Here is a 26,134-nt window from a genome sequence, read left to right as displayed (position 1 = left end):
TGTTTGAACGGCTACGCGGATTTACGATTCTTGACTACGTCGTTCATTGCATCGAAAAGATCTAAACATCGGGGAAATAGATAGATTTGCCCACCATCGATTTTTGGGCCGCTGGCCGGTCTGACGCCACGTGCCATAAGACGTGGGATAAAGTAAGAAGGAACCAAGTTGAACTGCGCCTGAAGCTCATGACTAAAAACGAATTTGTTTGCAAATTCTTCCAAGTCTTTTTCGTAGATGAGAACGTGATGGCGCTCGTTATGAAGGACGAAGCGCAATTGTGACCTGTGTACGAATTGATAAATAGCTTCTTGGCGTATACCTAGTTTCCGAGCTGCATCTGGAACGGATATGCAGCCATGCATGCCAACTCGACGTTGCTCATTTATCCAGGCAACAAGTGCATTGCGATCGAATAGCCAACTGGGCAGGCCGGAAATGGAGTCAGAGACAGCCAATGGCATGATCTCTCTGTGTATGACTCGGATTATTAGGGAAGGAAATAGAAATCTTTCACGAAGCAGGTAACGAAGCGCATGAGCAAGCGAAACAAGTTCAGGCCTCTCACGTTCCGCGATGACCGGTAGATCAGAACCAAACGATATAAGAGCTTTCACATGCTGGTGAGGTATCCCCCAACGTGATGTTCCTGAACCTTTTGGTTGAAAGATTGATTCAATCATTTTTCCCTGCACGAGCTGCGTTGTTCGTGACTTCGTAAGCCCTAATAAATTGCATGTCTGCTGGAGATCAAGTACGTTGTCTAACTCCATCCGCATCTTTGCAATTTGCTGGCGATTCACGCAAATGAGAGATCGGCCGGTATCGGTCTTACTAACATTGGAGTCGATACGACCGTCGTTGATGAGGAGTTGGAGTTTACGCGGTGACGTCTTAAGCTCTTTCGCCATTGCGCTGATCGGGATCCAGGTATGACGTCGGCGCATATCAACGGAAAGTCTTGAATTTCGTTCAGCAAGTGCTCCCCGCCATGTGCGTGAAATATACCCTTCGAATGCTTGCAGAAGAAACGAATATTCAGGATCCCTCAGGTTTTTATAGACGTATTGATAGAAAAATCCGAAACGCTTTGACAGTCGCTGATCTTGTATGTCGATCTCACCAGCCTTGCGCAATGATGCAAGCAGAATGTGGAACTTCTTAGGCCAGTTCATAAGTATGCTTGCGGCTGAATGCGTGAGCGGGCGCACAACATCTATGTCATGTAAATTTCTAATTTTTTGCGAGAACTTGCGTCCATCATTTTTTGCGTATGCGCCAAGCATAAACGTCACCCTGTTTAATTGTTCAAGTGATAATTCAGACAGGTGTGTGTGCGTCGTCGGGTTCCGGTAGAGCTTCGCATAAAAAATTTCCGCTAACTGGCGCTCCGCCTGTGAGACGGGCATAGGTTCAGCCGAAGTTAAGGAAAAACCGCAATCACAATTGGTCAGGCTTTGACGTCCCCAGTTTAGCTTCTTGCTGCATCTGGGACAGTGCTCTATCAGCTCGACGCCGTGTTGGGGGCAGCTAGTGAAGAGCGTTAATTCCCACTCCCATCTCCATTGCGGCGACTCACTTAGGCAGCAAGGGCAATAGCGGCTATGCCGTTGGTTCCATAGTGACCGTTGTCCTGGGCGGCAAGTTAGCTGCGGACGAATTGCGTCGAGCATTGTTCGATTCTGTGGCCAGCGTTGTGTGCCAAGCCGGCGTTCCAGCGCATCAATCGAAGGTTTTCGACCGGGTAAAAGCTGGGCGATGCCAACCAAACCGTTTGCTTCAGCCAAGCGTAATAGGAAACCATACATCCCCTCAGTGGGCGCGCGGGCCGGCCTGCAAAGTAACATACTATCGCCAGGGTGACTTTCCGATAGCAGCTTATTCATCGCCCTTCCTCCAACTCTATGGTTGGTAAGCGTAATGGGTCCCAATGCTCGAATGGTTCGCCAACTTTGTTCAACTGCCGAAGTTCAGCATCAGGATTGAACGGATTGAGATTTTTGGGGACATTTCTCCAGACAGACTCCTCAAACGCTTGGGCGAGTATGCTCCAATCAATGTAAGGTATTCCACGACGACCAGCTATTTGTACTGCTTCATCAATGATCTTCGCGATGTAGTCGATGAGCCCATTCGTTGCGACGAAGAATCTTAATGCTAGATTGGCTTCGTGGAATTCAACACATTGAACAGGGATATGGGAATGTATGGTTTTCAGTAGCCCTCTGAATTCCAATTGCCCTTCGCCCGTGTGGAAACTAAAAGGACGAAGTTCAAAGCCTGACGAGAAGCGTCTGGCAAGTTGCTCGTTTAAGTGAATCACGTTCTCAGCCCGAGGTAGTCCCACTACTACGACCGGTATCTGGGCCACATTCAAAACACTTTTCAACCAATCCGCGACCTGATTTGCAACGCTACGACGACGTGTGTCACTAAAGTGCTGAAATTCGTCGATGATGAGTAGTTCAACGCGGCAGGCCTGCAAGAGCTTGAAGATCCGGCGGGTTTTTTCTTCTGTCGATCCTTTGTTCACGTCCGGATCGCACAATGCATGCAGTATGGCTTCTGCCAAGTTTTTCACCGTTGGCATCGCTGGGGTTTGAACTATCAGGACAGGCACAATGGTCTGCTCCGGGCGAAGTTCGTTGGGAAATTTGTCACGGTAGTGTTCGATAAGGGTAGTTTTTCCTGCGCCCGACTGCCCTACCAAAAGCAGCCCAACTGCAATTCTGGCATCACAGCCACGACGATGGATTTGGGCAATTTTTTGCCAGCCTTCACGAAATGCATTGAACTCAATTACTTGATGGCGGATTGAAAAGACTGTGTAATTCTCGTATTGATCGGGGCCCTTAGAGTGCACCTTGCGCTTCGCCATAGCATCTTTATGCACTGCCTTCTCCTTTTCTTTGCATCGTCCGAGTTGAAACTTTGAATGATGGAAGTTCGTCATCCAATCCAGGATCTACCTTTGCTGGCCGAGTCGCTTTGGTTGATTTTTTTGGCGACATGGCTTTTTCGATAGGAGAGCTATTGCGCTGGAGTATTCCTTCGCTGTTATGCTGCGTCAGCTTGGCACCGCGTTTTCGATCCTTCATTTTCTTGCTCTTCAGGGCGTTAGATACAATCTCTTGTATCTCTGTCTTGACCTCAAGTAAACGCTTGATACCGGGCCGGCTGCCATGTTTCTCTCTTGCCGCAGCCTGAATTAAATTATGGACATGCCTGTTTAGGCCCGTGGCATAGTCCCAATCCACAGCGGGCACGCGTACGTAAGAATCGTTGGATGGGTTGAAAGCATGAATGTATGACACGTCGTCTTCGTAGTATTTGAGTTTAATTTTGGTCTTAGCTTCCGCCCCATTTCTGCGAAAGATGGTTTGCAGTTCCTCGCTGTTGTACATGAGATTGTCTATTTCCAAGCCATAGTGAAACAATGTGCGCTCGGCAGGAATTCCAACTAATACATCCATCTGTTCGGGGTAAGCCGGGAGCTCTACGGTGCGGTTGGGAATGCTCTCGTACCACTTCTCAAGCGGTGTCATGCGTAACTTTCGATGTTTCGAACAGTGATACACCTCAACTACCCACTTCGTCAGCAAGTGCATCAAGGTTTTAAGATCGATTGCGGCAAGCTCTTCCGATGGATAGTCACCCCGCTGTTTTACATTAGAGAAAACGGTACCAGGCAGCCTATGAACGAGGCCCTGGCTGATCGTTCGAAAGAAGCGCTCGACTGAACCTTTGTATTCTGGTTTTTTCGCCGGACAATAAAGCAACTGGATCCCTAACTCGAGGCAAATATCGCGAAATGCAGCAGAGTGAAGATCCATGCCGTTATCGGTAGCGATTAACTCTGGGATGCCATGGCAGGGCCATTTTCCCTGGATATCCGGGTAGTTGCTCAGCCAATCATCTTTTGGCAGGATCGCTCGTTTCAAGCATTGAAGAATGGAGAACGATGAAGGTTCGTTGAAAGACACATAGAAACCCATGATGACTCGGCTGTATCTGTCGATTGCGACTGAAAGCCATGGTCTGCCAAGTGGCAAGGCTGTGTCTTCATCAATGATGATTAGGTCCAGTGGCGTGTGGTCCACTTCAAGGCGTTCTAGCACCTTGCTGACCTTGACCGTGCCTAGCACTGGTCGATACTTTCGTTCAGCGGCATGCTTACCTAGACGAGAACGATCCACAATTTCCTTTTCCAAATCGTCTATGCGACGATAAACTGTTGCCCTGGATGGGCAGCGGATTTGCGAGGCGTGATCGCGCTGCCTGTTGACTTGCTCAACACGAGTACACAAGTCGTCGTACACTGCCGAGGCTGGATGCTGTTGCTGATCTAAAAAGAGCGTGGAGATGGATTCTTCCAAAAGTGCATCTGCGGCATCGCACTTCGGGCGCCCGGAACGATGACGCATATCAACTGTTGATTCCCCTGACTTGGAATAGCGATAGCATTTCCACCACCGATACACGGTGATTGGACTTGGCGGATTAAGGTCACCAATTTGCGCTGCGATGGCACTAATCTGCGGCTGAAGTACCTTCGGCACATAGGTACCAAGATATCCTTCGAGGGCAACTAGATACTTCAGCCGCCTTAGTGAAGACGTACGAATGTGCTCTGGATAAGTGGATAAGTCACGCGGTGTGGTCAGATAGAAAGCGCTGCTCGACTCAGAAATGCAGCTCTCATCAATAACGAGCTCTCGTCTGAGCCACTTGCAATTCAGTTCCGATTCCGTGTAGGTGACGATCTCGCCGGCCTCATCTTCGAGTTGTAGTTTTTGATTCGCCAGTCGTCGAATCAGCGTCCACGTACGTTGACGTTCAAGAAACCGCAGGCCTTTTCTAAAAGTAAAGCGAATCATTTGGTGCTTCTCCGTGCGTAAAGGATATACGGGTGCAATGCAGTATTGGTTGGCTTAGGTCGCAAAAGGCCAGACCGGAAGCGAGCAGGCGAAACACGGAAGAAATCCCGCCAAGCGTCTTCGCTAATGTCTCAACGGTCCAGTCCTCACGGTTTTTCAGCTCATGCAACTGCCAAACTGGCGGCTGGTCGACGCGTGCAGCTTTGATGTGATATGCGCACTGTGTTAGGTTCGATAGTCTGGGTTGCTTGCGGATTTCATCGTCAGTCAAAATCCAAAATTGCCGCGACTGCCGTTGATAGCTGGCTGCAATCAGGTGCAAGCGCTCGTAAACCAGTTTGTTGGAGAGCTTTTTCTTGGGTTTAACTTCTACGTGTGCTACAGATCCGTTTCGCAGCGTCAATGCGAAGTCGGGGTAGTATCTTCGAGGGAGAGAGCCGTCGTAGTACAGCTCAATGGATGGCTGTTCCTCATACGAGACAACGCCAGGTGATAGCTCGAACAGGATGATCGCGTCGCGCTCGAGCAAGGATTCCCATGCGACCATTCGCTGGTTCTTTGTGGATGGGAAAAAGCCGCGGATGCCCCGGCCAGATGGTGTGACAACCTTCCTCATTGCCATAACTGCTACCTCGTCAAATTTGCAGGCGTAACGGCGCCCTCGCGACGTTTTAGTCGACGTCGCGTATATAAAAACACGAAATTTGGGACGAAAAATTCCCTGCCTTGGGAAATAGACCAAAGCGATCGTGTAACGAATGGAGGGGGGGGCGGCTTGACGCGCGCAGTCGGTAGCGCGATACTGGAGATTCCTAAGGTCCCCGTAGCACGCAGCTATGGCTTACCAAAAACGGGGCAAGCCAATAGGTTTGTCCCGTTTTTACATCTGGGCCTCCGTTTCTTTCGAACCATTCCTCTCAGGCAATTGCAGACCGTTCATGGGCACGTCTAAGTTCAAGACTGCTCGAATTGCCTGAAGTTGAAGGAGTGGAATGCGATCAATTTTGTCCCATAATTCGCTGCAAAAGCGGAACGCTTCGGGATGAGCCTCGCGTGGAATAACAAACCGTTGTTGTGATTGCTTAACAACTTTGGCGAGTTCTTCCTGCTCTTGAGTTGTCATCTTGAATGCACTGCTTAGACGTGCGATGAATTCCTGGTTTGATGGGTTCTTCGTGCCCAGTTCAAGGCCGGAGATGTAGCTTTGCTCATAGCCCAGCATTTCGGCAAGCTTCGTTTGGCGAAGGCCAAAGCGATTCCTTAGATCCAAAAGATAAACAGAGAAGGGGCTCATTTTATTGCTGTTCTAACGCGAGTAATACCCAAAAGATAGTGTTTATCGTAGGAAATGTCAATAAGCCTTTGATTTTAAAGGAATTGTTAGATAAAAATAGTAGAATTCTGACGTTGGAAGAACGTCATTGAGTTATCAAGGCTGGACGGTAGAGCGTGAGATGCCAAGTTGATCGGCGATTCCATATCGTACCCGTAACTATAAAAAAGTTGGGCTCTGTAAATTTTAACGCTTTGATCATAAATTAGGAATAAAATTACTTTTCCAGCAGGAAAGAGCGGCTGTTGATTCAGATCGTGCTTCCGGCATCCAAGTTGAGTCTTATTACCAGCGGAGCAGACGCGCGTATATGCGAGGAAAGGTAAAGAGTGGATCAAGCCGCATTGAATGACCTCGGGATTGACCAAGGCATATGGATCGCACTGCGTGAATGCCAGAAGAGCGCAGTCCGTTGCGGTGTGGGTTATCTCAACGAGCCGCTAGATCAACAGGAACACAAAGCTTGCTTGCTCAGTCTCCCCACTGGTGCTGGGAAATCAGGAGTTATAGCGACGCTTGCTCACTACGCGCCACAACACAAGATACTTGTCCTCTGTCATAGGCGTTACGTCTGCAATCAGTTAGCCAAGCAAATCGCAGGCGAATTCTTTAAGAAGGCGGCGCCAGGTTCGATGACTGCACAGCGAAAAGTTCATCGCTCAATAAACGACATCGATCAGAATGGCATATATGTGACGACATTCCAGATGCTCTTGCACCAGACGCTGGAGCACCTTACAAAGATTAGGGAGCAATTTGACCTTATCATCATCGATGAAGGTCATTCTGAACCATCTCCCGTGTGGCGCACACTGGTCCGTGGAACACACGCCCATCGAATCATCGTCACTGCAACCCCTTACCGTAATGATCTCTTTCAGTTTGACGTTGGTACGAAAGCGAGTTACATCTACACCTTTTCGGAGGCTGCGGAGGATGGAGTTTTATGCGCTCCGAGCGTAGACTCAGTGGGTGACTATGAACTTGACTCTGTTATTTCGGCTTTCTTGGCGAAGAATTTAGAGCTAAAGTGCATCGTCAAGTGCAAGAACTTTGAAGAGGTCCAGCGCTATTTCGACCGATTTTCAAAGCTCGCGCCGACGATTGCAGTGCACGATGCCTATAAGAATGATTCACGTCAAACTGAACGAGTGTCGGTTCCACAAGACATCGCCACAAGTTCGTACCGCATCCTTGTTCATCAGCATAAGCTTGATGAAGGCGTTGATATTCCATGTGCGAAGATGCTTGTCCTAACTTACGTAGTCGGTAGCGGCAGAGAGCTCGTTCAAACAATCGGTCGCGTGGTCCGCGCATTCAAAGGTACCGATCCGGTTGTGGTCGAATTGGATGACGGCTCAAATCAGGTCATGTGGGAGAGCTATCGTGATTTCGACGAATCGCTAAGATCATCAACTGGTGTGTCGAAGTTCCTTAGTTCGTTAGACAGCGCGAAGTTGATCGAACTATACTTGGATGCATTCCCGAACTATAGCTATCATCAGAGCCGTTTCGTCGGGAAATTTGACATTAACGATTTCGATCCCGACAAGGCTCTAGTCATTCCGACAGCTTCGATTTGTTTCCTCAATACGCAAAGCAGCTTTTCCATCGATCAGGCGGTAGATACACTATTTTGGCGCTCGACAAATTGTGGAGAATTATGCAAGACTTTTAAGTCGAATAGTACTTCAATACATGTCGTGTTATCCGTAGCGTTCAATAAATCCAGGTTCTTGGCGAATGAACTTTTCTTTGAGCCCAGCCTTGAAATTACATTGATTCGTGTTCTGAAGAATGGTGTTGTTGCTGTGTTTGACAGCCGAGGCCGATCATTCTCTGGCGATACTGAGCTTGGATTAACACTTCCACTGTCGCAGGAAAAATTGCTGAAAGTCATGATTCGAGATGGCCAGATGCGCCCAAAGGAGACGAGCACACGTGCTATTGGCAGGCCAGCTCGCCGGCCAGAGTCAATGCACTTAAAAAGTCCCAATCTAGACGAGCTCGGAGGACAGCAACAATTTGCTGGCTACCGAATGTCAACGTTGAAGTGTGACACCTTGAACAATCAGGGGAAGAAATCTGGAACTTTCTACGTGGGCGTGGATGCCGGGCGAATCTCCGACCACAAAGATCGTCAATTCAGTTTGTCCGATTTGGAAGAGTGGTTCGAGATGATCGAAGGGTGCCTCGCTTCGAACGAGGTGGCAACAAGTCGCGTATTAAGTTCATTCGCGAAGCCAATTGTACCTAGTCGAGCGCTTGAACTCGAAGCGCTGATGTTTGAGTTTGACGGAGAAGAAAATCCAATTAGTGTAGAGGTTGACGGGGTGCGACGCGAATTCGACGATGAGTTCGCTTTCTACCCATGCATCAATCAGTTCGAACTGATCGAAGGAATTAAGGGAACGCTCATCGATGTCAGCGTGGGTCTGGAGGAGCCGTACTTAACATTCTCACCTCGGAAAAGTATGGATGTGCATGCCGAAGGAGTGGACAACATCAGCGACCTTCTGACTATGAAGTTAAGCAAAGCTTTATTCAAAGATGGCATCACATATTCTGGAGGTAGATTCTACGAATTGCGCTTGCCAACACAGGGGGGATTTGAAATCGAAAAGTCTGAGTTGAGTAACATTATCGTTGGACTCACAGCCTTGCAGCAGGCAGGCCTGAGTGAGAAGGGCGCAAGTACCGGACCGGTAAACGATGAATTTGATCCGTTGTCTGTGTTCTACCTGATCGATAAGTTGAAAAATTTCTCTTTGGCGAACCCCTCGCTTGCAGACTTGGGACCCTTTTATGATTATGTCGCTCATCCCGACATTCTGTTGTGTTCAGATATGGGAACAGAACCGGCAGACTTCGTCGTCTCTTCACCAGACAAGCTTGTTTATATTCATGTGAAATGCGGTTCTTCGAGCAAGCGACCGCAGTCATCTGCTGGTGCAATTGCTGAAGTCGGCTCACAGGCGGTGAAAAACTTGGAGATGCTAATATCAAGTGATCGAAATCTTCTCGCTGCAAACTGGTCCGAGCTGCTCAATGACTGGCCTACAAATGGAGCGGCAAATCGCCTCAAAAGTCGTATTCGCATGTTGGATCGAAAACGTTTCGACGAGTCAACGTCGGATTCGGAATCAGAAATGACGCGCCTATGGGACCTCATCGCCGATAGGAGGAGGAATCACGCGGTGAAAAAAGAGGTCTGGGTCGTTGCGGCAAACAGTTTCTCAAGAAATCACTTTGCTAACCAAATGAATCTCGGTGCAGCTGGGAGCAGCGAGTCGCTGCAAGCCTTTCAGCTAATCCAGGGATGGATTAGTGCGTGTTCAAACCTTGATGTTGAACTTCGTATCTTCGGTGCCCCATGATGGTTAAGGTCTGATATGGTGATTTACGCCCAAATGGCATGGGCGTAAAGCTGGACATTCGTAAACGCGCGAAGATTTGCTCTCAAACCGACAACTTGACAAGCACCCTTCGATTTAGGTTACAACGGTAAAGCTCAGGTGGATAATATCCCCCCTTTAATAATGAAATCTTGGAGGAGCTTTGCGGTTCTGATATTGACCCTAAACAAGGCCAGTTCTTTGCCTTCCAAACCTTCAAAGTAGGTCTTCGCTTTTTGTTGATCGACGGTCGCTTTCAGATCGTCGAAGCGGCCAAATTCGTTGAGATTGGCGTCCGTCACATGGGTGTTCATGAGAGCGACGAGTTTCGTTTTGTCCACACCTAGAAGAGCCACGAGCATGTCGATTTGACGATTCTTAGCCTTGGCCTGATAGTCGGCCAGATAGTCGCGGAAGGTACGGTGGGCGTCGATCTGCACGTCGCCACGTTGAATGTCATGAAGGAAGATCTCGGAGATTTTTTGCTCTTCTTGGGAAAGCGATGAAAAGGACCGGTGCAACTCGGCCAAGGTGGTTTCCTTGGCCGGTTCATTGCCGCTTTGCAGAACTTTGAGATATTTGTCAAAGCGCGAGTTCATATAGTCGGCATCGATCTTGCCGGTGTCGATTTCGGTGATGTGGCTATCAATCTCGAAGGGGATGGCCTCGCCAACGCTGCCACCACCGCCGCCAAGCTCCTTATACCGCTGAAGGAGTGTGAGATATTGATGCTGGGTAATAGCAAGGTCAACCGTTCGTTTTGGTTCATCGAATTCATAGATCGCTTTCTCCCAAGTGAAGCCTTGGATCTTCGCCGCTTCTAGAATTCTGTTGAATTCTTGAAAATTTTTGGCAAAGGTCGCGCGCTCGGTGAGGTCATCTGGCAGCGTTATGAAATCCTTAATGCCCCCTGCTTCGAAGATGGCATTGATCTCGGCAAAGCTGGCATTCATGCGCTCCAAATTGTGGGGTAAACGATCCGCGAACAGGCCGATGGGTTTGTCTCCTGAATACAATTTTACGGCAGCGGCGACGTTCCGCTTCATCGTGTGCGGCTTGCGATAGTAGCGGATTGTGCCAAACGGCTTGTCCGGCCCGAAGAGGCGGTTGGTACGGGAAAATGCCTGAATAATGTTCTCATACGCCAACAGCTTGTCGAGGTAGAGCGTGTTTAGCCATTTCGAGTCGAAGCCGGTGAGCATCTGGTTCACGACAATCAGCAGATCGAGCCTCTTGTCTGGCTCGGTCTCAATGCGAATATAGGGCGCTTTGTGGGCAAGACGCGCGGCGAGGTCTTTTTTGAAATTGGCATGACTGCCAAGGTCGAATTTGTGCCCATAGGACGCGTTGTAGTCTCCCAGGATTTCGACGAGGCCATTGGTTTTGAAAACGGGGTCGCCGCCGCCATCTTCATCACTGATGTTCGGATCGAAGAGGGCGGTGATTTTCAACTGCGGGCATTGCGCCTTCATCAGACGGTAGTAGGTGATGGCTTCTTGGACACTGCTGGTGGCGAAGATGGCATGGAATTTACTGCCTTGGCTAAGGGTGACCCATTTGTCGGCAATGTCTTGAACCACGGCGTTCTGGTGCTCGTTCCGATTGTATTGGGTGCTGGATAGATGATCCTCTATGCCTGTTTGATAAACACCGGCGTTATCCCTGTGTCCCGCCATTGGCAAATTCATGTAGTGGTTGAAAACCTTCTTCTTTGCGGGGGTGGCAAAGGCCTCCTGTGGCGTGGCGGCTTTGGCTTTTCCCAAAGCGACGGCCTTCCTTAAATCGTAGTCGCTATATGTCGGCACTTGGTAGGGATCGAAGCCCAGGACGTTCTTGTCGCGTATTCCGTCGGCAATGCTGTAACGGTGTAGCTCATCGCCAAAGACATCGGTGGTCGTGTTGTCGTTTCGGACGTTCTCTTTTTGGATGGGTGTGCCACTAAATCCGAAGAAAACCGCTCCAGGGAAACTCTTTTTGATGTCAATGAGCATGTCGCCGAAGGTGGAGCGGTGGCATTCATCGACGATGAAGACGATGCGCTTGGCGCGCATGGTTTCCAGATCGTGCGCTTTGAGCCCGTCCTCTTCATCCTTGAGTTTGCTCATCTTCTGAATGGAGCTGACGATGAGGGTATCAGCGGGATTGGTGCTCTTGAGTTTCTTGATGAGCACGCCGCTGTGTTCCGTGGCCTGCACCTCATTGCCATCGCCGGCGAAGTTGCGGTAGGCTTGCAGGGTCTGGGCGCCCAGCTCGATGCGGTCGAGCAGGAAGACCACTTTGTCCGCGTCCTTAGAGTTGGCGATGTGTTGGGCGGACTTGAAACTGGTCATGGTTTTGCCCGATCCGGTGGTGTGCCAGATGTAACCGCCAAGGCGGTTTGCATTCTTCCAATCAGTCTTGGCCACTTTGTCGGAAATGGCGTGGGCGGCGTAGTACTGGTAGCTACGCATTACTTTCAGCACGCCGTCCGATTCATCTGCCACAGTGTAAAAGCCGATGAGCTGGTGCGCCATCGGGATGGAAAGCAGGCTGGCGGTGAAGTTCTTCCAATCGGTGATCGGCTCGTTGTTGAAGTCCGCCCAGTGAAAGGCGTAGTCTTTGTTGAACTTCCCATCCGGCCCGGGATTGGCAAAGTAAAGCGCCTCGGCGGGCTCCATCGCCACGAAGATCTGGATGAGCGAAAAAATGCCCGTGAAAATGCCTTCGCGAGAATACTTTTGGATCTGGTTGTAGGCCTGACCCACCGCCACGCCGCTTTTCTTCAGCTCAATGTGGATCACTGGTATGCCATTCAGTAGGAGCAGAAGGTCGCCACGCCGGTCATTGATGAGCTCCGAGCCACGGGGATAACGCGGTTGCCGGGCGATCTGGTAGCGGCTCTGACCGGCGGCGATCTCGTGGCGGTCGTAAATTTTCAAGCTCACTTCCTTGCCAAAGTGCAACGTGTCCACTGGGTTATCGCGGGTGATGGCAACAGTTTTGCCGTTGATGAAGCCATTGAGCTTGAGCGGTGTGCGCAGCGCGGTAATCTGCTCCATGATCTGCTGCATCTCACCGTCGGTCAGGGGCACTTCATTGAGCCGATCCTTGCCACGATTGTTCTCAAAAAGGATTAGCTTCCAATTCGCCAGCAAGTCCGCTTCGCTCGGGTTCTTGATGACTTCCGCGTCGCCCCAGCCACGCTGGCGAAGCTCGCGGATCACTGCGGTTTCAAATTCGGATTCTTTGGAAAAAGTGGTCATAGGGGATTTAGACATACATTTTTTCCAAGCAGGAGGATTTGATCTGTTTGAGCTTTTGAAGCTGGATGGCGTGTTTGAAAATTAGCTCATCCATCGTACGAAAGTAGGTGCCGATCTTTTGTTGTTCTAGCAAAACGGGATAAGGGACGGGTAGTTCCATAAAAACAGCGTCTTTGATCGAAAATCTGTCAGCCCTTGCTCCGGTATCCCCATTTAAATACATGAAAGGATGCCAGAGATTCGTTTTGAAAAAATATTCCAGAAAAGTGTTATCAACATCTTTGGTTCTAAACACGGTGTACAACGGTGACATTACACCTGTCCGGCCAAGCTTGTTTCGATTGACTGGACCAACTGGAGCCAATGCCGAAATGCGTGGGTTATAAATAAAGCTATCTGGTTCCACGATGTAGTAGCCACCGATATTCTCTGCGTTCGAGATGTCTTTGTCGAAGTAGTCTCTCTGATTGATAATTCCAATCTCAGCTGAGTTTGTGAAAGTTTCAGAGTGCTCTTTTAAAACATTCTTTTCAATTACTTTGCTCGTGAGCTCGCTCAAAAAACGCTCCTCCCAGGCCCCCGAGAAACCTTTGAAGCGGATTTCGGGAGTGGTTGTACCGGGTCGCGGGAACATCTTTTGGAGCATCGCTTTTTTCAGCATCATCAGCTTGTCATGCTTGCGCTGATGCAACCCAATCAGACTATCCAGATCTTCGAAAAGCTCTCCGATTTTGGTTTGCTCGGCACTTTCTCTAGGAACGGCGAGTGGGGTTATTTTTGCCTGCTCGACTGTATAGTGAGCAATTGTTCCGATGTGACTTATGCTTTTTAAATATCTCCTAAACGACTGAGATGAAAAAAAAGTAAATAGATAGTGACTATCTACGGAATTGCGAATTTTGAACCAAAGAAGATCCGCGTCTTTGAAGTACAAAGGATCATCGGTTTTCACTAAGTAGGGTATGCCTATAGAGCCGCCACCAGTGATCAGCATATCGCCTTTTTTGACGCGTCCAACTCTCTCTGAAAGTTCTAAGTAAAGGTCGTTAGAGATAAATGCCTTTGTGTTTACTTTACCTATGAAAGCTGAAACGACATCACTCGATCGGAAAAATGGGATACCGAATTGAGTCCACTCATGTTTATGAACGCGAGCAGCAGATGTGATTGGAAATAAGTTCCCCAGCGTCTGACGCTCCCACGCCCCCACAAATCCTTTGAAGCGAATTTGAGGAGCTTTGTTGTTTGTTTGCTTCCTCATCTTAGTTGCCATTGCCATTGAGTAAAGATTTCAGTTCCGTGAGGCCTTTAAGGTCAAATTCGTTCGCGTCGAGTTCCCCAATCATGCCAGCAAGCTCGGTTTCAGTTTGCTGGATTTCGCGGGCATTATCAGCGTAGGTGATGCGATACTTTTCCACGAGGGCTTCCAACTTGCGGGTCAATCCATCGATTTGTTGATCGGGCAAGCGGTGAAGTTCGTCACTAAGGGAAATGATCCATTTGCGGTCGAGGAGGTCGTGCACCTGCGCATCGCTCAGGCCTTCGATGGTCGCTTTGGTCTTCAGTTGGAGGGAGGCGGCTTCTTGTTTGATCGCGGCTTTTAGAGTTTTCTCTTCGGCGAGCCATTTGGCTACCTTGATGATCTTGGCCTCGTAAGATTCGGGGTCAAAGTCGCCTGATTTTTTCACCTCGGTTTGCAGGGACGTTGCCTCCCTGGTCACGGCGGCGTTGACGAACTTATCGCCCACGTCGTTGACGGTGTCGGAGGATTTTTCTTCTTCACTGAGGCTTTCGAGAATTTCTTCAATGGAGGCGGTGATCTCGATGAGGCGGGTTTCCTTTTCGTGCAGCGCGTCCAGCTCCTTTTTTAGGTAGGTCATCTGCACTAGCTCAAAGGGCATGATGCGGCCTTTCCAGCCATCTTGCACCTCTACGTCTTTCCCATCTTTCTTTTTGGTGACGAGATGAGGATCGACCATGCGGGAGGCGTCAAAGCCCTCTGTCTGGAGAATTTCCAAATCGATGGCGATGGGCTGCCACTGAACGTCGAGAATTTGATAAGCGTGATAGCGGTCAATGAGTGGCAGCGGAGCAAGGCGGGCAAACAGTTCTTCGCTGATGAGCGCCTCCTGTCCGTGGACGTGAAGGGTGAGCATCTGATCCAGCAGCGCCCGGCGCAACCAGGGATTGAAATCGGTAAATGCCGCAGAAAATTTTTCGCCAAATTTTTTCACTTCGGCATGTTCGCGAATGGCGTGGGCAAGGTCTTCCACCTGCGGCGCGACGTATGGCGTGCCGTTATTGGCAAACAGGGCGGAGCGCAGGCTTGGAAAGGCCTGCCAAAAGTCAGCCAAGTCATTCAGCTCGCTCTGCGGGATGCCGCCGAACATGGCGGCATAGAGATCCCAACTCTCGGCGAGCTCGGAAGAGTCCACATAGCGCGGGATGTTGAGGTTATATTCATTTTCCTGAAGCTCGGACTTGGGGACGAGGCGGCTGTAGTGCGGCACGCTGACTCGTTCGATCACCGTGTCGGTGATTTTCTTGATATCGGAAGCACGAAGTTTGTTGCTTTTCCCCTCCTTGGCAAAGCCCTTGGAGGCATCCACGATGAGGACAGCGCTATCTTTCCGCTTCTGCCGAAGCACGAGGATGATGGTGGGGATGCCGGTGCCAAAGAAAATATTGGGCGGTAGGCCGATGATAGTCTCAAGGTGGTTGTTTTCGATCAAATTCTTGCGGATCGCACCCTCTTCGCCACCACGGAAAAGAACCCCGTGCGGCAAAACGATGGCCATGATGCCGTCAGGCTTGAGGTGGTAAAGGTCGTGAAGGAGGAAGGCGTAGTCCGCCTTGGACTTGGGCGCGAGGCCGAAGCGGGCGTAGCGAGGGTCAGTGTCCTTGTGCTGCGGATCCCATTTTTGCGAGTATGGAGGATTCGAGACCACAGCGTCGAGGTATAGCGGGTTGTAGGTATTGACTGGGTCTTGATCGTCAAAGTAAGGCCAATCATCTTCCAAGGTGTCGGCGTTGCGGGTGACAATGTTGGTTGGGAGGATGCCACGCATGACAAGGTTCATGCGGGTGAGGTTGTAAGTGTTCTCTTTAAGCTCCTGGGCGTAGTATCTAATGTTGTCCTTGTCCGCCATGTGCTTGGCGATGGACTGGCCGATATTTAGGAGGAGCGAGCCGGAGCCGCTGGTGGAGTCGTAGATCTGAATGGTTTTCCTGTCCTTTACATGATGCGCGATTATCTCGGACATGAGGACGGAGACCTCGTGCGGGGTATAGAACTCGCCGGCTTTCTTCCCAGCATTGGCGGCGAACATGCTGATCAGATATTCATAGATGAAGCCGAGCACATCGTATCCCTGGCGGCTATCCATGGGAATGTCCTTGATGAGCTGAATCAGCTCGCTGATGGCCTTGCTCTGCTTGGCGGCGGTGTCACCGAGCTTGCTCAAGCCGGTTTCAAGGGTTTTGAAAATGCCATCGAAAAGGCGCTTGTGGTTTGGGTGAATCAGGCGGCTGAAGGCGGAGAGTGCATCGCGTACATGGGCGACATCGAAGTCGCCCTTGTTCTCTATCCAGGTGGAAAACAGATGCTCGTAAGCGATGAAGTAGCCGATGTTGCTCTTGATGTGGTCAACGGCTTCGGCGTCGCTTTCTGACAGAGCGCGGAGCTCTTCATCGCTGAAGCCCTCGATTTTTGCGAAGCGCTCCAGCTTGTCGGAGAGGTATTTGTAAAAAATGAAGCCGAGGATGTAGTCCTTGTATTCATTGGCCTCTATTTTCGACCGCATTTGGTTTGCCGATTCCCAGATTTTGGCGGCGAGTTGTTGTTTGTTCATTCAGGAGACGCTTTAAAGTTTGCTACTAGCTTATCGATGAGGTCTTGCCCAGTTTACCTGTTATCCAGAGTGGATTTGAAGTATGTAAAACTGACGCGAAGTGCTGTTTTATTGGCTATTGAATAACAAAATTTCATCGCTAGCTATGATTTGTCCATCGGCATCGGATGTGGAGTGTGTTGTTAATAATGCCATTGGTGGTTTGTTTGGATGCAGCTTATCAACCATGCATATAATAGTAAAGTCCAGGGGACGCCATCGATGGATCCATAAACAGAAAGTTTAACAAGGACAATGTCAGATCGTTAATTATGATGGTATAGCATGAAGTCGGCTTAGCGTAACCGGCTCGGCTGTATCCGTAGTCCCCACCCCGCGAAGCTGCTCCGCGCTGACCCGCTTCTGCCAGTGGCACAGTTCGGAACCACCGAATTATCCATTTACGAAAAGTACCCACATAAACTCGCCAACTTTCGGATTGAGAGCTTGGAGACGATATTTGAGCCGAGTACGTAGACCAAGATGAGATAGTGCAATCTGGGTAATTCTACCGTCGGTCACTAAGGCTTGCGAACTTTTTCAATGGCCGCTGCCGTAACTGTGACTACCGCTTCCTAGATCAGATGCTCGCCGATGATAGACGATGCTCTGTTTCGGGGGGGCTGCAGTTGAGAGTATCGCGTGACGGATTAATCTTAACGATGCCCAACGTATATTTGGCCAGCCGCGAAAATTATTTGAGTTTATTTCGGAATTTTCTGAGCCTGTAGACAAAAACGGCGGCCGTTTTGGGTGGCCGCCGATATTTCAAATTATGAGATTTATTTCATGTATTTTGAGATCCTACAGGTGGCGTTTTCTTTGCATGCGTGATGGCATGACGCGGTGGTTTACACGTCGATATTGCCCGCGCGCAGCGCGTTGTTTTCAATGAAGTTGCGGCGTGGTTCCACGTCGTCGCCCATCAAGGTCGTGAAGATTTGATCTGCCGCAATGGCGTCTTCGATCTGGACCTTCAGCAGGCGGCGCACTGTCGGGTCCATCGTCGTTTCCCACAATTGATCCGGGTTCATTTCGCCCAGACCCTTGTAGCGCTGTTTCGACACGGTGCGCTCGGCTTCGTCGCGCAGCCATTGCATGGCCTGGTGGAAATCGACCACGGCGATTTCCTTGACGCGCTCGCCTTCGCCGCGGCGCACGAACGCGCCTGCGCCGATCAAGCCTTCGAAAGTGGCGGCACCGTTGCTCAGCACGGCGTAGTCCGGGCCTTGCACGAAGTCGGCGTCGATGGCCGTGACCTTGACGTTACCGTGGTGCATGCGTTCGATGCGCAGCATGTGCTTTTCCGACAGGTCGTCGGAGCGCACGTGCACTTGCACGGCGGTATCGTTGATGGCTGCCTGCAGGGCCAGCGCGGATTTTTCCGCCAGTTCCAGCGTCGACAGGTCCAGCTGCACGCCCGTCATGATGGCCGTCAGGGCGGCGCGGTCGATGACGCGCGTCAAACGCGTCATGATGGTGTTCGACAGATTGAACTTGCGTACCAGTTCGGCCAGGGTCTCGCCGGAAATGCCGTCCGCGCCTTCGCGCGGCACCAGCACGGCCGTGTTCAGGGCCACCGTCATCATGTAGCTGGCTTCTTCGGCGTCATCTTTCAGATAGCGCTCGTCGCGGCCGGCCTTCACCTTGTACAGCGGCGGTTGCGCGATGTAGATGTGGCCGCGCTCGACCAGTTGCGGCATCTGGCGGTAGAACAGGGTCAGCAGCAGGGTGCGGATGTGGGCGCCGTCGACGTCCGCATCGGTCATGATGATGATGCGGTGGTAGCGCAGCTTCTCGACGTTGAATTCGTCCGGTCCAATCGAGGTACCCAGCGTGGCGATCAGGGTGGTGATCTGTTCCGACGACAGCATTTTCTCGAAACGGGCTTTTTCCACGTTCAGCACTTTACCGCGCAGCGGCAGAATCGCCTGGAACTTGCGGTCGCGTCCTTGTTTTGCCGAGCCACCTGCCGAGTCACCCTCGACGATGTACAGTTCGCACAGGGCGGGGTCTTTTTCCTGGCAGTCGGCCAGCTTGGCCGACAGGCCCAGGCCGTCCATGATGCCTTTGCGGCGGGTCAGGTCGCGTGCCTTGCGGGCCGCTTCGCGCGCGCGCGCCGCTTCGACGATCTTGCCGCAAATGATCTTGGCGTCGTTCGGTTTTTCCTGCAGGTAGTCGGCCAGGGTCTTGGCGACGATCTCTTCGACCGGGCCGCGCACTTCCGACGACACCAGCTTGTCTTTCGTCTGCGACGAGAATTTCGGCTCCGGCACTTTCACGGACAAGACGCAGGTCAGGCCTTCGCGCATGTCGTCGCCGCTGATTTCCACTTTCGCCTTCTTGGCGAATTCGTGTTCATCAATGTATTTGTTGATGACGCGCGTCATGGCCGCGCGCAGGCCCGTCAAATGGGTGCCGCCATCGCGTTGCGGAATGTTATTCGTGAAGCACAGCACTTGTTCATTATAGGCATCGTTCCACTGCATCGACACGTCGACCGAGATGTTCGTGCCCTGGTCCGACAGGCGCTCGCCCGTGGCCTGGAAAATGGTCGGGTGCAAGACCGACTTGGCCTTGTTGATGTACTCGACGAAGCCGCGCGTGCCGCCTTCGAAGGCGAAGATTTCTTCCTTGCCCGTGCGCTGGTCCGACAGCTTGATGTTGACGCCATTGTTCAGGAAGGACAGTTCGCGGATGCGCTTGGCCAGGATTTCGTAGTGAAATTCCACGTGTGTGAAGATTTCCTCGTCGGCCCAGAAATGCACGTCCGTGCCGCGCTTGTCGGTGTCGCCGATGACCTTGATCGGCGAGACGGCCACGCCATCGCGCATCTCGATTTCGCGGTTTTGCGGCACGCCGCGCACGAACTCCATGTAATGCACTTTGCCATCGCGGCGGATGGTCAGCTTCAGCAGTTTCGACAGGCCATTCACGCAGGACACGCCGACGCCGTGCAAGCCGCCCGAGACCTTGTACGAGTTCTGGTCGAACTTGCCGCCCGCGTGCAGTTCGGTCATGACGATTTCCGCCGCCGAACGCTTCGGATCGTGTTTGTCGTCCATTTTCAGGCCGGTCGGCACGCCGCGGCCATTGTCGGTGATCGAGATCGAGTTGTCGCTGTGGATGGTGACGTGGATTTCCGTGCAGTGGCCGGCCAGCGATTCATCGATCGAGTTGTCCAGCACTTCGAATACCAGATGGTGCAAGCCCGTGCCGTCCGAGGTGTCGCCAATGTACATGCCCGGGCGTTTGCGTACGGCTTCCAGGCCTTCCAGGATCTGGATGGAGGAGGCGCCGTATTCTTCCGTTTTGGCCTGGATCGGGGTGTCTTGTGGATTCTCGGACATGGACTGCTTTCTCAAATAGCGATTACTGATTGATTCGGGACTGCTGGCGGATGAGCGTAGGTCGGGTTAGCCGGAACGGCGTAACCCGACATGGCCGCCGGGTGCGTCGGATTACGCTTCGCTAATCCGACCTGCCTTCTATATCCGCATCGGCATGACAACGTACTTGAAGTCGGCGTTGTCAGGGATGGAGATCAGGGCGGACGAGTTCGAGTCGCCCAGCGCGATGTTGACGTATTCGCACTTCAGGTTGTTCAGCACGTCCAGCAGGTAGGTCACGTTGAAACCGATGTCGACGGCGTCGCCGCCGTAGTCGATTTCCAGTTCCTCGACGGCTTCTTCCTGGTCCGCGTTGGTCGAGCTGATCTTCATACTGCCCGGGGTGATGATGCAGCGCACGCCCTTGAACTTGTCACTGGTCATGATGGCGGCGCGTTGCAGCGAACGCAGCAGCTCATCGCGGCCGATGGTGAAGTCGTTTTTATAGCCTTTAGGAATCACGCGCGTGTAGTCGGGGAACTTGCCTTCCACCAGCTTCGAGATCAGCTCGATGTCGGCAAAAGTCAGTTTCACCTGGTTGGCGGCGATGTCCAGCTGCACCGGCTCATCGTTCTCTTCCAGCAGGCGCTGCAGTTCGATGATGGTCTTGCGCGGAATAATCACTTCCTGGCGCGCAAATGTTTGCTCGGTGGCCACCTGGCAAAACGCCAGGCGGTGGCCGTCGGTGGCAACGGCGATGACATTATTGCCATCCAATACCAGCAGCAAGCCGTTCAGGTAATAGCGGATGTCTTGCTGCGCCATCGAGAAATGCACCATGTTGAACAGGTGCTTCAGCGTTTTCTGCGGCAGGGTGACGGTCGCGTTGTAGCTTTCCGCTTGTTGCACGGTTGGAAACTCTTCCGCCGCCAGCGTCTGCAGGGCGAAGCGCGACTTGCCCGTTTGCACGGTCAGGCGCTTGTTCAGCAGGGTCATCGTGACGTCGCCCGATTCGGGCAGCGCGCGCAGGATGTCCAGCAGCTTGCGCGCGGCCACGGTGGTGCCGGTGACGTCCGCGCCGGAGCCGATTTCCGCGTGCGTGGTGATCTGCACTTCGGTGTCGGTCGACAGGAAGGAGACATTTTCACCGTCTTTGCGGATGAGGATATTGGCCAGAATCGGCATAGTGTGCCGACGCTCGACAATACCGCTCACGATCTGCAGTGGCCGGAGAAGGGTATCTCGGGTGGTTTTGACCAATTGCATATTTATCCTCAATGTATAGGTATGAAGTTTAACGTAGTAATTTAACAATCATTGCATGGGGAACCCCGGCAGACCAGCTGCGGCGCTCTCCCAGATAATAAGGGTAAAGCACGTTTTGAGCCAGTCTTGCCCAAGCGGCGCTTACCCCTTCAATGTTTGTTCCAGCACATGCAATTCATGGTTGCATTCCGGGTTCTTGGTGCGGTCCAGCGCGATCTTGCGCACGGCATGCAGCACCGTGGTGTGGTCGCGGCCGCCGAACAGCTCGCCGATTTCCGGCAGACTCTTCTGTGTCAGTTCCTTGGCCAGGTACATGGCGATCTGGCGCGGCCGGGCGATATTCGCGGGGCGGCGCTTCGAATACATGTCGGCGACCTTGATATTGAAGAAGTCGGCCACCGTTTTCTGGATGTTTTCCACGGAAATCTGGCGGTTTTGCACCGACAGCAAGTCTTTCAGGGCTTCCTTGACGATATCGATGGTGATATCTTTGCCATGGAAGCGCGAGTACGCGAGGATCTTGCGCAGCGCGCCTTCCAGCTCGCGCACGTTCGAGCGCAAGTGCTTGGCGACAAAGAAAGCCACGTCATCGGAGAAGGTCACGCCTTCCTGCTTGGCTTTTTTCAGCAGGATGGCCACGCGCATTTCCAGTTCCGGCGGTTCGATGGCCACCGTCAGGCCCGAATCGAAGCGCGAGATCAGGCGGTCGTCCATGCCCGTGATTTCCTTCGGATACGTATCCGAGGTGATGATGATCTGTTTCTTCGCTGCAATTAATGCCTCGAACGCATAGAAAAACTCTTCCTGCGTGCGGCTCTTGCCGCCAAAGAACTGGATATCATCGATCAGCAGCATGTCGAGCGAGTGATAGTAGTGCTTGAAGTCGTCGAAACCCTTGCGCTGGTAAGCGGTCACTACGTCGCGAACGTACTGTTCTGCGTGGATGTAGCGGATCTTCGCGCCCGGGTTGTCGGCCATGACCTGGTTGCCGATGGCATGGATCAAGTGGGTTTTGCCGAGGCCGACGCCGCCGTAGAAGAACAGCGGGTTGTACGACACGCCCGGATTGTTCGCCACCTGGATGGCGGCGGCGCGCGCCAATTGGTTGGCTTTACCCGTCACGAAGCTGTCGAAGGTCAGGTCGGTGTTGATGCGGCTCTGCTCGCGGCGCGGCGCCGCGCCGATGCTCAGTTCCGGCACGCTGGGCTGCGGTTCCGCGGCGCGCGCGCTGGGCGCGCCGCCATTCGGATCGCTGGCCGGGGTGCTGGCGGCAACGGGCTTCTTCGGCAGGGCCAGGCGCGGGTCGAGCACGAACTGCACTTCCGTGGGCGCTTCGAAGTACTGAATGGCCAGGGCAGTGATGCGGCTGGCGAACTGGGTCTTGACCCAATCGAGCTTGAAGCGATTGGGCGCAGCAATGCGCAGCTTGCCCTCTTCGTAGTCGAGAGGGATAAGCGGTTTGATCCACGCACTGAATTGTTGCGGTGTCAGCTCCAGTTCCAACTGCGCGGAACAGGCCTGCCAGAAATTATCCATGTATGTCTATGTGAAAAGGTGTGGGAGGGCGTATCGATTCTGCCCTGCGTTCACCGTGTTGCAAGGCCGGCGTCGCGCGAGGGCTCGCCACACGTAACGCGCTATTCTACTCCCGACTGCGAAAGTTATCCACAGGCGCGGCTGTTATTTTTGCGTGGCGGGGTGGGGCGCCATGTGCATAAGCCTGGACTTATCCCCCGGTTATCCCGTTGCAGGCAGTGCTGGTGCGGCCTCTGGCGCAGGTGGGGAGCGGCGCGCAAATTTCCAGGCGATCACGGCAATCCTTGACAAGAGGGGGGCATATGCTGAATAATTCAGGGTTCCCCGCCCGTATTCCGTGTTTATTCATTTGGAACGACAATATGGACTAAGCGTGGATTAACGACGCAGTATCAAATCGTAGCGAGCGGTGATGAGTTGTGGCTGAGGCGCGCAACTGTGCGAAGGCACAGTGAGCACCGGAGGCCGCAAATCGCTCCGCGTAGTAGATTTGGTGCGCGTTCCAGCGGGCGATGAGATTGGCCAGCTTGTGCCTTGGCATAAGTGCGCGATTGTCATTGGCACCAAAAACTGACGGGACGTCAGACCCGATTTTGCATTTTTTTTGTTTTTAGCGAGACCAACATGAAACGTACTTACCAACCTTCCGTCGTTCGCCGCAAGCGTACGCACGGCTTCCGCGCTCGTATGGCTACCCGTGGTGGCCGTGATGTGCTCAACGCACGTCGCGCAAAGGGCCGCAAACGTCTGGCCGTCTAGGCTTGTCGTTGACAGCTGATCGCGTGGCTAGCTGTACTCCAGTCGGCAATCAACGCGAAGGTTCACACGACTTCGCGCGCTTTCGGCGTATCGTTAAAACGGATGAATTTTCATCCGTTTTTCGTTTGCGCCCTTCGCAAAAAACAGCGCATTTTGTGCTGTACACCCGACACAATCAATTGCCGCATGCGCGGCTGGGCGTCGTTGTGGCCAAGCGTTTCGCGCCCCGCGCGGCGACCCGCAACACGATCAAGCGCGTGACGCGCGAGCTGTTTCGCAACAGCGCGCTGCCGCCGGTCGACTGCGTGGTGCGCCTGTCGCGCGCCGTCAACAGCAAGGATGGCCCGGCCACCACGACCCGGCTCAAGGCCGAGCTGCGGGAAGAATTGAGCCGCCTGTTCGCGGCGCAAATCGCCGCCCAGGCCCGTTCTGTTGCTGCGCCACCACCCGCTGCGCCATGAAAACCCTGCTGCTGTTCCTGTTGCGTGCTTATCAGTTGCTGATCAGCCCCGTGCTGGGACAGAATTGCCGCTTCTATCCGAGTTGTTCGCATTACGCGATGGAAGCGTTGCGCGTGCACGGCGCCGCCAAGGGCAGCCTGCTGGCTGCCAAGCGCGTGTGCCGTTGCCACCCCTGGAATGAAGGGGGCGTCGACCCGGTGCCGCCGGCCGATTGCAAACAATCTTCAACGACCGCTTGCGGTTGCAACCACTCCTGACAAATACCCTAATGGATATCAATAAACGTACCATCCTGTGGATCGTGTTTTCCGTCTCGCTGGTAATTCTCTGGAACGAATGGATGATCTCGAACGGCAAGCCGTCGATGTTCTCCGCGAACACGGAACAAACCGCCAAGGCGCCTGTGACCCCGGCCAAGACGGCTGCATTGCCAGCCGCCGGCGCGACTGCCGTGCCTGGCGAAGTGAGCGATCCCGCCGCGTTCAAGCGCGAAGTGATTACCATCACCACCGACGTCATCAAGGTCGATATCGACACCTTGGGCGGCCAGGTCAAGCGTCTGGAATTGCTGAAATTCAAGGGCGCGGGCAACCCGGGCTGGTTTGGCGGCTGCTTCGGCCTGTTCAAATGGTGCCAGCCTGACGAAGGCAAGCAAAACGAAGTGCTGTTCGACGAAGGCGCGAACCACACGTACCTGGCGCAATCGGGTCTGGTCGGCGGTCCTTTCCCCACCCACGCGAGCGGTTTCACCGTGCAGCCTGGCGTGCGCACCCTGGGTGACGGCAAGCAAGTGCAACTGGTGATGGAAGCGGTCGAAGGCGGCGTCAAGCTGACCAAGACGTTTACCTTCAAGCGCGGCGACTACGTCATCGACGTGCGCCACGACGTGGCCAACGTGGGCGCGGCTCCTGTCACGCCACAGCTGTACCTGCAACTGACGCATGACGGCAACAAGCCCGTCGGCGACTCGTTCTTCAACAGCAGCTTCACTGGCCCGACCCTGTACACGCCGCAAGACAAGTACCAGAAGCTGACGTTCGAGAAAATCGAAAAAGCGGCCCTGGAAGACGAGAAGAAGGGCAACGACAATGCCATGAAGGCGCTGCATCCGCAGACGGCCAATGGCGGCTGGTTTGCCATTTCGCAACACTTCTTCGTGTCCGCCTTCGTGCCGCCTGAAAACGCCAAGCGCGACATCTTCACGAAGAAGGTCGGTACCAACCTGTACGCCATCGGCAACGTGTTGCCTTTGCCGACCCTGGCGCCAGGCGCCTCGGCCAGCATGGACAGCAAGCTGTACTCGGGTCCGCAAATCGCCCACCTGCTCGAAGCCGTTTCGCCAGGCCTGGAACTGGTCAAGGATTACGGCTGGCTGACCATCATCGCCAAGCCGATCTTCTGGGTCATGGAGCATATCCATAGCGTCCTGGGCAACTGGGGCTGGACCATCATCGCCTTCACGATCCTGATCAAGCTGGCGTTCTTCCCGCTGTCGGCCGCCGGCTACCGCAGCATGGCCAAGATGAAACTGGTCACGCCGAAGATGCAGGCCATCCGCGAGCGCTACAAGGGCGACCCGCAAAAGATGAACCAGGCCACGATGGAGCTGTACAAGACGGAAAAGATCAATCCGCTGGGCGGCTGCCTGCCGATCCTGATCCAGATGCCCGTGTTTATCGCCCTGTACTGGGTGCTGAACGCGTCCGTGGAAATCCGCGGCGCGCCTTGGATCGGCTGGATCACCGATTTGGCCCAGCATGACCCATGGTGCATCCTGCCCGTGCTGTACGCGATCTCGATGTACATCACGACCAAGCTGAACCCGGCTCCAGCCGATCCGATGCAAGCGAAGATGATGCTGTTCATGCCACTGGCATTCTCGGTGATGTTCTTCTTCTTCCCGTCGGGCCTGGTACTTTACTGGGTCGTCAACAACGTCCTGTCGATCGGCCAGCAATGGGTGATCACCAAGAAATACGCGGTCGCCGCCAAGTAATTCCGGCCAGCGAACAGAAAGCCCGCCTCGCGCGGGCTTTTTTTTGGCAT

16 protein-coding genes are annotated in these 26,134 nt (G+C 52.9%); 5 read left to right on the top strand and 11 right to left on the bottom strand.

The annotated features are described in order from the left end of the window. Nucleotides 1-11 precede the first annotated feature (11 nt). The 5 genes from ACZ92H_RS20795 to ACZ92H_RS20775 form a co-directional block, all read right to left on the bottom strand. A complete protein-coding gene (locus tag ACZ92H_RS20795; protein WP_465050944.1) occupies nt 12-1,886 on the bottom strand; it encodes a TniQ family protein in 1,875 nt (624 codons plus the stop codon). Further along, entirely contained in the window at nt 1,883-2,893 is a 1,011-nt protein-coding gene (locus tag ACZ92H_RS20790; RefSeq protein WP_465050945.1) for a TniB family NTP-binding protein, read from the bottom strand. The genes ACZ92H_RS20795 and ACZ92H_RS20790 overlap by 4 nt, the downstream gene beginning before the upstream one ends. Beyond that, the gene (locus tag ACZ92H_RS20785; protein WP_465050946.1) at nt 2,886-4,877 is read right to left on the bottom strand and encodes a TnsB C-terminal domain-containing protein; all 1,992 of its coding nucleotides are present in this window, start codon (nt 4,875-4,877) and stop codon (nt 2,886-2,888) included. The genes ACZ92H_RS20790 and ACZ92H_RS20785 overlap by 8 nt, the downstream gene beginning before the upstream one ends. Further along, nucleotides 4,858-5,424, bottom strand: coding sequence for a TnsA endonuclease N-terminal domain-containing protein (locus ACZ92H_RS20780; protein ID WP_152988618.1), 567 nt, complete (start codon nt 5,422-5,424; stop codon nt 4,858-4,860). The genes ACZ92H_RS20785 and ACZ92H_RS20780 overlap by 20 nt, the downstream gene beginning before the upstream one ends. Nucleotides 5,425-5,757: 333 nt before the next feature. Continuing rightward, the gene (locus ACZ92H_RS20775; RefSeq protein WP_465050947.1) at nt 5,758-6,171 is read right to left on the bottom strand and encodes a helix-turn-helix domain-containing protein; all 414 of its coding nucleotides are present in this window, start codon (nt 6,169-6,171) and stop codon (nt 5,758-5,760) included. 368 nt (nt 6,172-6,539) lie between these two features. Here ACZ92H_RS20775 and ACZ92H_RS20770 point away from each other — a divergent pair, with 368 nt between their 5' ends. Then, nucleotides 6,540-9,587, top strand: a complete 3,048-nt coding sequence (locus ACZ92H_RS20770) for a DEAD/DEAH box helicase (RefSeq protein WP_465050948.1) — start codon at nt 6,540-6,542, stop codon at nt 9,585-9,587. 134 nt (nt 9,588-9,721) lie between these two features. On the opposite strand, the gene ACZ92H_RS20765 is transcribed toward ACZ92H_RS20770, so the two are convergent. The 6 genes from ACZ92H_RS20765 to dnaA all read right to left on the bottom strand — a co-directional run bounded on the left by ACZ92H_RS20765 (nt 9,722) and on the right by dnaA (nt 22,868). Then, nucleotides 9,722-12,862, bottom strand: a complete 3,141-nt coding sequence (locus ACZ92H_RS20765; RefSeq protein ID WP_465050949.1) for a type I restriction endonuclease subunit R — start codon at nt 12,860-12,862, stop codon at nt 9,722-9,724. Next, nucleotides 12,855-14,108 (bottom strand): restriction endonuclease subunit S, encoded by a 1,254-nt coding sequence (locus tag ACZ92H_RS20760; protein WP_465050950.1) that lies wholly within the window; start codon nt 14,106-14,108, stop codon nt 12,855-12,857. The genes ACZ92H_RS20765 and ACZ92H_RS20760 overlap by 8 nt, the downstream gene beginning before the upstream one ends. A gap of 1 nt (nt 14,109) precedes the next feature. After that, nucleotides 14,110-16,698, bottom strand: coding sequence for a type I restriction-modification system subunit M (locus ACZ92H_RS20755; protein ID WP_465050951.1), 2,589 nt, complete (start codon nt 16,696-16,698; stop codon nt 14,110-14,112). Between the two features lie 890 nt (nt 16,699-17,588). Continuing rightward, the gene (gene gyrB / locus ACZ92H_RS20750) at nt 17,589-20,087 is read right to left on the bottom strand and encodes a DNA topoisomerase (ATP-hydrolyzing) subunit B (protein ID WP_131378248.1); all 2,499 of its coding nucleotides are present in this window, start codon (nt 20,085-20,087) and stop codon (nt 17,589-17,591) included. 138 nt (nt 20,088-20,225) lie between these two features. Then, a complete protein-coding gene (gene dnaN / locus ACZ92H_RS20745) occupies nt 20,226-21,332 on the bottom strand; it encodes a DNA polymerase III subunit beta (protein WP_131378250.1) in 1,107 nt (368 codons plus the stop codon). A 141-nt stretch (nt 21,333-21,473) separates the two neighbouring features. Continuing rightward, nucleotides 21,474-22,868, bottom strand: a complete 1,395-nt coding sequence (gene dnaA / locus ACZ92H_RS20740; protein WP_034754339.1) for a chromosomal replication initiator protein DnaA — start codon at nt 22,866-22,868, stop codon at nt 21,474-21,476. Nucleotides 22,869-23,492: 624 nt separating this feature from the next. Between dnaA and rpmH the strand changes: the two genes are divergently transcribed. Genes rpmH through yidC form a run of 4 tightly spaced genes read left to right on the top strand, consistent with a single transcriptional unit; the run spans nt 23,493 to nt 26,084 of the window. After that, nucleotides 23,493-23,627, top strand: coding sequence for a 50S ribosomal protein L34 (gene rpmH, locus ACZ92H_RS20735; protein ID WP_010401996.1), 135 nt, complete (start codon nt 23,493-23,495; stop codon nt 23,625-23,627). Nucleotides 23,628-23,635: 8 nt separating this feature from the next. After that, a complete protein-coding gene (gene rnpA, locus ACZ92H_RS20730; RefSeq protein WP_465052370.1) occupies nt 23,636-24,088 on the top strand; it encodes a ribonuclease P protein component in 453 nt (150 codons plus the stop codon). Beyond that, nucleotides 24,085-24,345, top strand: a complete 261-nt coding sequence (gene yidD / locus ACZ92H_RS20725) for a membrane protein insertion efficiency factor YidD (protein WP_092801264.1) — start codon at nt 24,085-24,087, stop codon at nt 24,343-24,345. Before rnpA ends, yidD begins: the two co-directional genes overlap by 4 nt. 11 nt (nt 24,346-24,356) lie before the next feature. After that, complete coding sequence (yidC, locus tag ACZ92H_RS20720) at nt 24,357-26,084, top strand: membrane protein insertase YidC (RefSeq protein WP_131378252.1); 1,728 nt, start codon at nt 24,357-24,359, stop codon at nt 26,082-26,084. Nucleotides 26,085-26,134 lie beyond the last annotated feature (50 nt).

The organism is Janthinobacterium foliorum (genome assembly GCF_978021625.1).
Note: the sequence above shows the minus strand (reverse complement) of the source record. Positions and strands in the feature narration are given on the sequence as shown.

What these genes read in the sequence shown, in the direction of transcription:
- ACZ92H_RS20795 (WP_465050944.1), bottom strand. Translation starts at nt 1,886, where the DNA reads ATGAATAAGCTGCTATCGGAAAGTCACCCTGGCGATAGTATGTTACTT.
- ACZ92H_RS20785 (WP_465050946.1), bottom strand. Translation starts at nt 4,877, where the DNA reads ATGATTCGCTTTACTTTTAGAAAAGGCCTGCGGTTTCTTGAACGTCAA.
- ACZ92H_RS20780 (WP_152988618.1), bottom strand. Translation starts at nt 5,424, where the DNA reads ATGGTCGCATGGGAATCCTTGCTCGAGCGCGACGCGATCATCCTGTTC.
- ACZ92H_RS20775 (WP_465050947.1), bottom strand. Translation starts at nt 6,171, where the DNA reads ATGAGCCCCTTCTCTGTTTATCTTTTGGATCTAAGGAATCGCTTTGGC.
- ACZ92H_RS20765 (WP_465050949.1), bottom strand. Translation starts at nt 12,862, where the DNA reads ATGTCTAAATCCCCTATGACCACTTTTTCCAAAGAATCCGAATTTGAA.
- ACZ92H_RS20760 (WP_465050950.1), bottom strand. Translation starts at nt 14,108, where the DNA reads ATGAGGAAGCAAACAAACAACAAAGCTCCTCAAATTCGCTTCAAAGGA.
- ACZ92H_RS20755 (WP_465050951.1), bottom strand. Translation starts at nt 16,698, where the DNA reads ATGAACAAACAACAACTCGCCGCCAAAATCTGGGAATCGGCAAACCAA.
- gyrB (WP_131378248.1), bottom strand. Translation starts at nt 20,087, where the DNA reads ATGTCCGAGAATCCACAAGACACCCCGATCCAGGCCAAAACGGAAGAA.
- dnaN (WP_131378250.1), bottom strand. Translation starts at nt 21,332, where the DNA reads ATGCAATTGGTCAAAACCACCCGAGATACCCTTCTCCGGCCACTGCAG.
- dnaA (WP_034754339.1), bottom strand. Translation starts at nt 22,868, where the DNA reads ATGGATAATTTCTGGCAGGCCTGTTCCGCGCAGTTGGAACTGGAGCTG.
- rpmH (WP_010401996.1), top strand. Translation starts at nt 23,493, where the DNA reads ATGAAACGTACTTACCAACCTTCCGTCGTTCGCCGCAAGCGTACGCAC.
- yidD (WP_092801264.1), top strand. Translation starts at nt 24,085, where the DNA reads ATGAAAACCCTGCTGCTGTTCCTGTTGCGTGCTTATCAGTTGCTGATC.
- yidC (WP_131378252.1), top strand. Translation starts at nt 24,357, where the DNA reads ATGGATATCAATAAACGTACCATCCTGTGGATCGTGTTTTCCGTCTCG.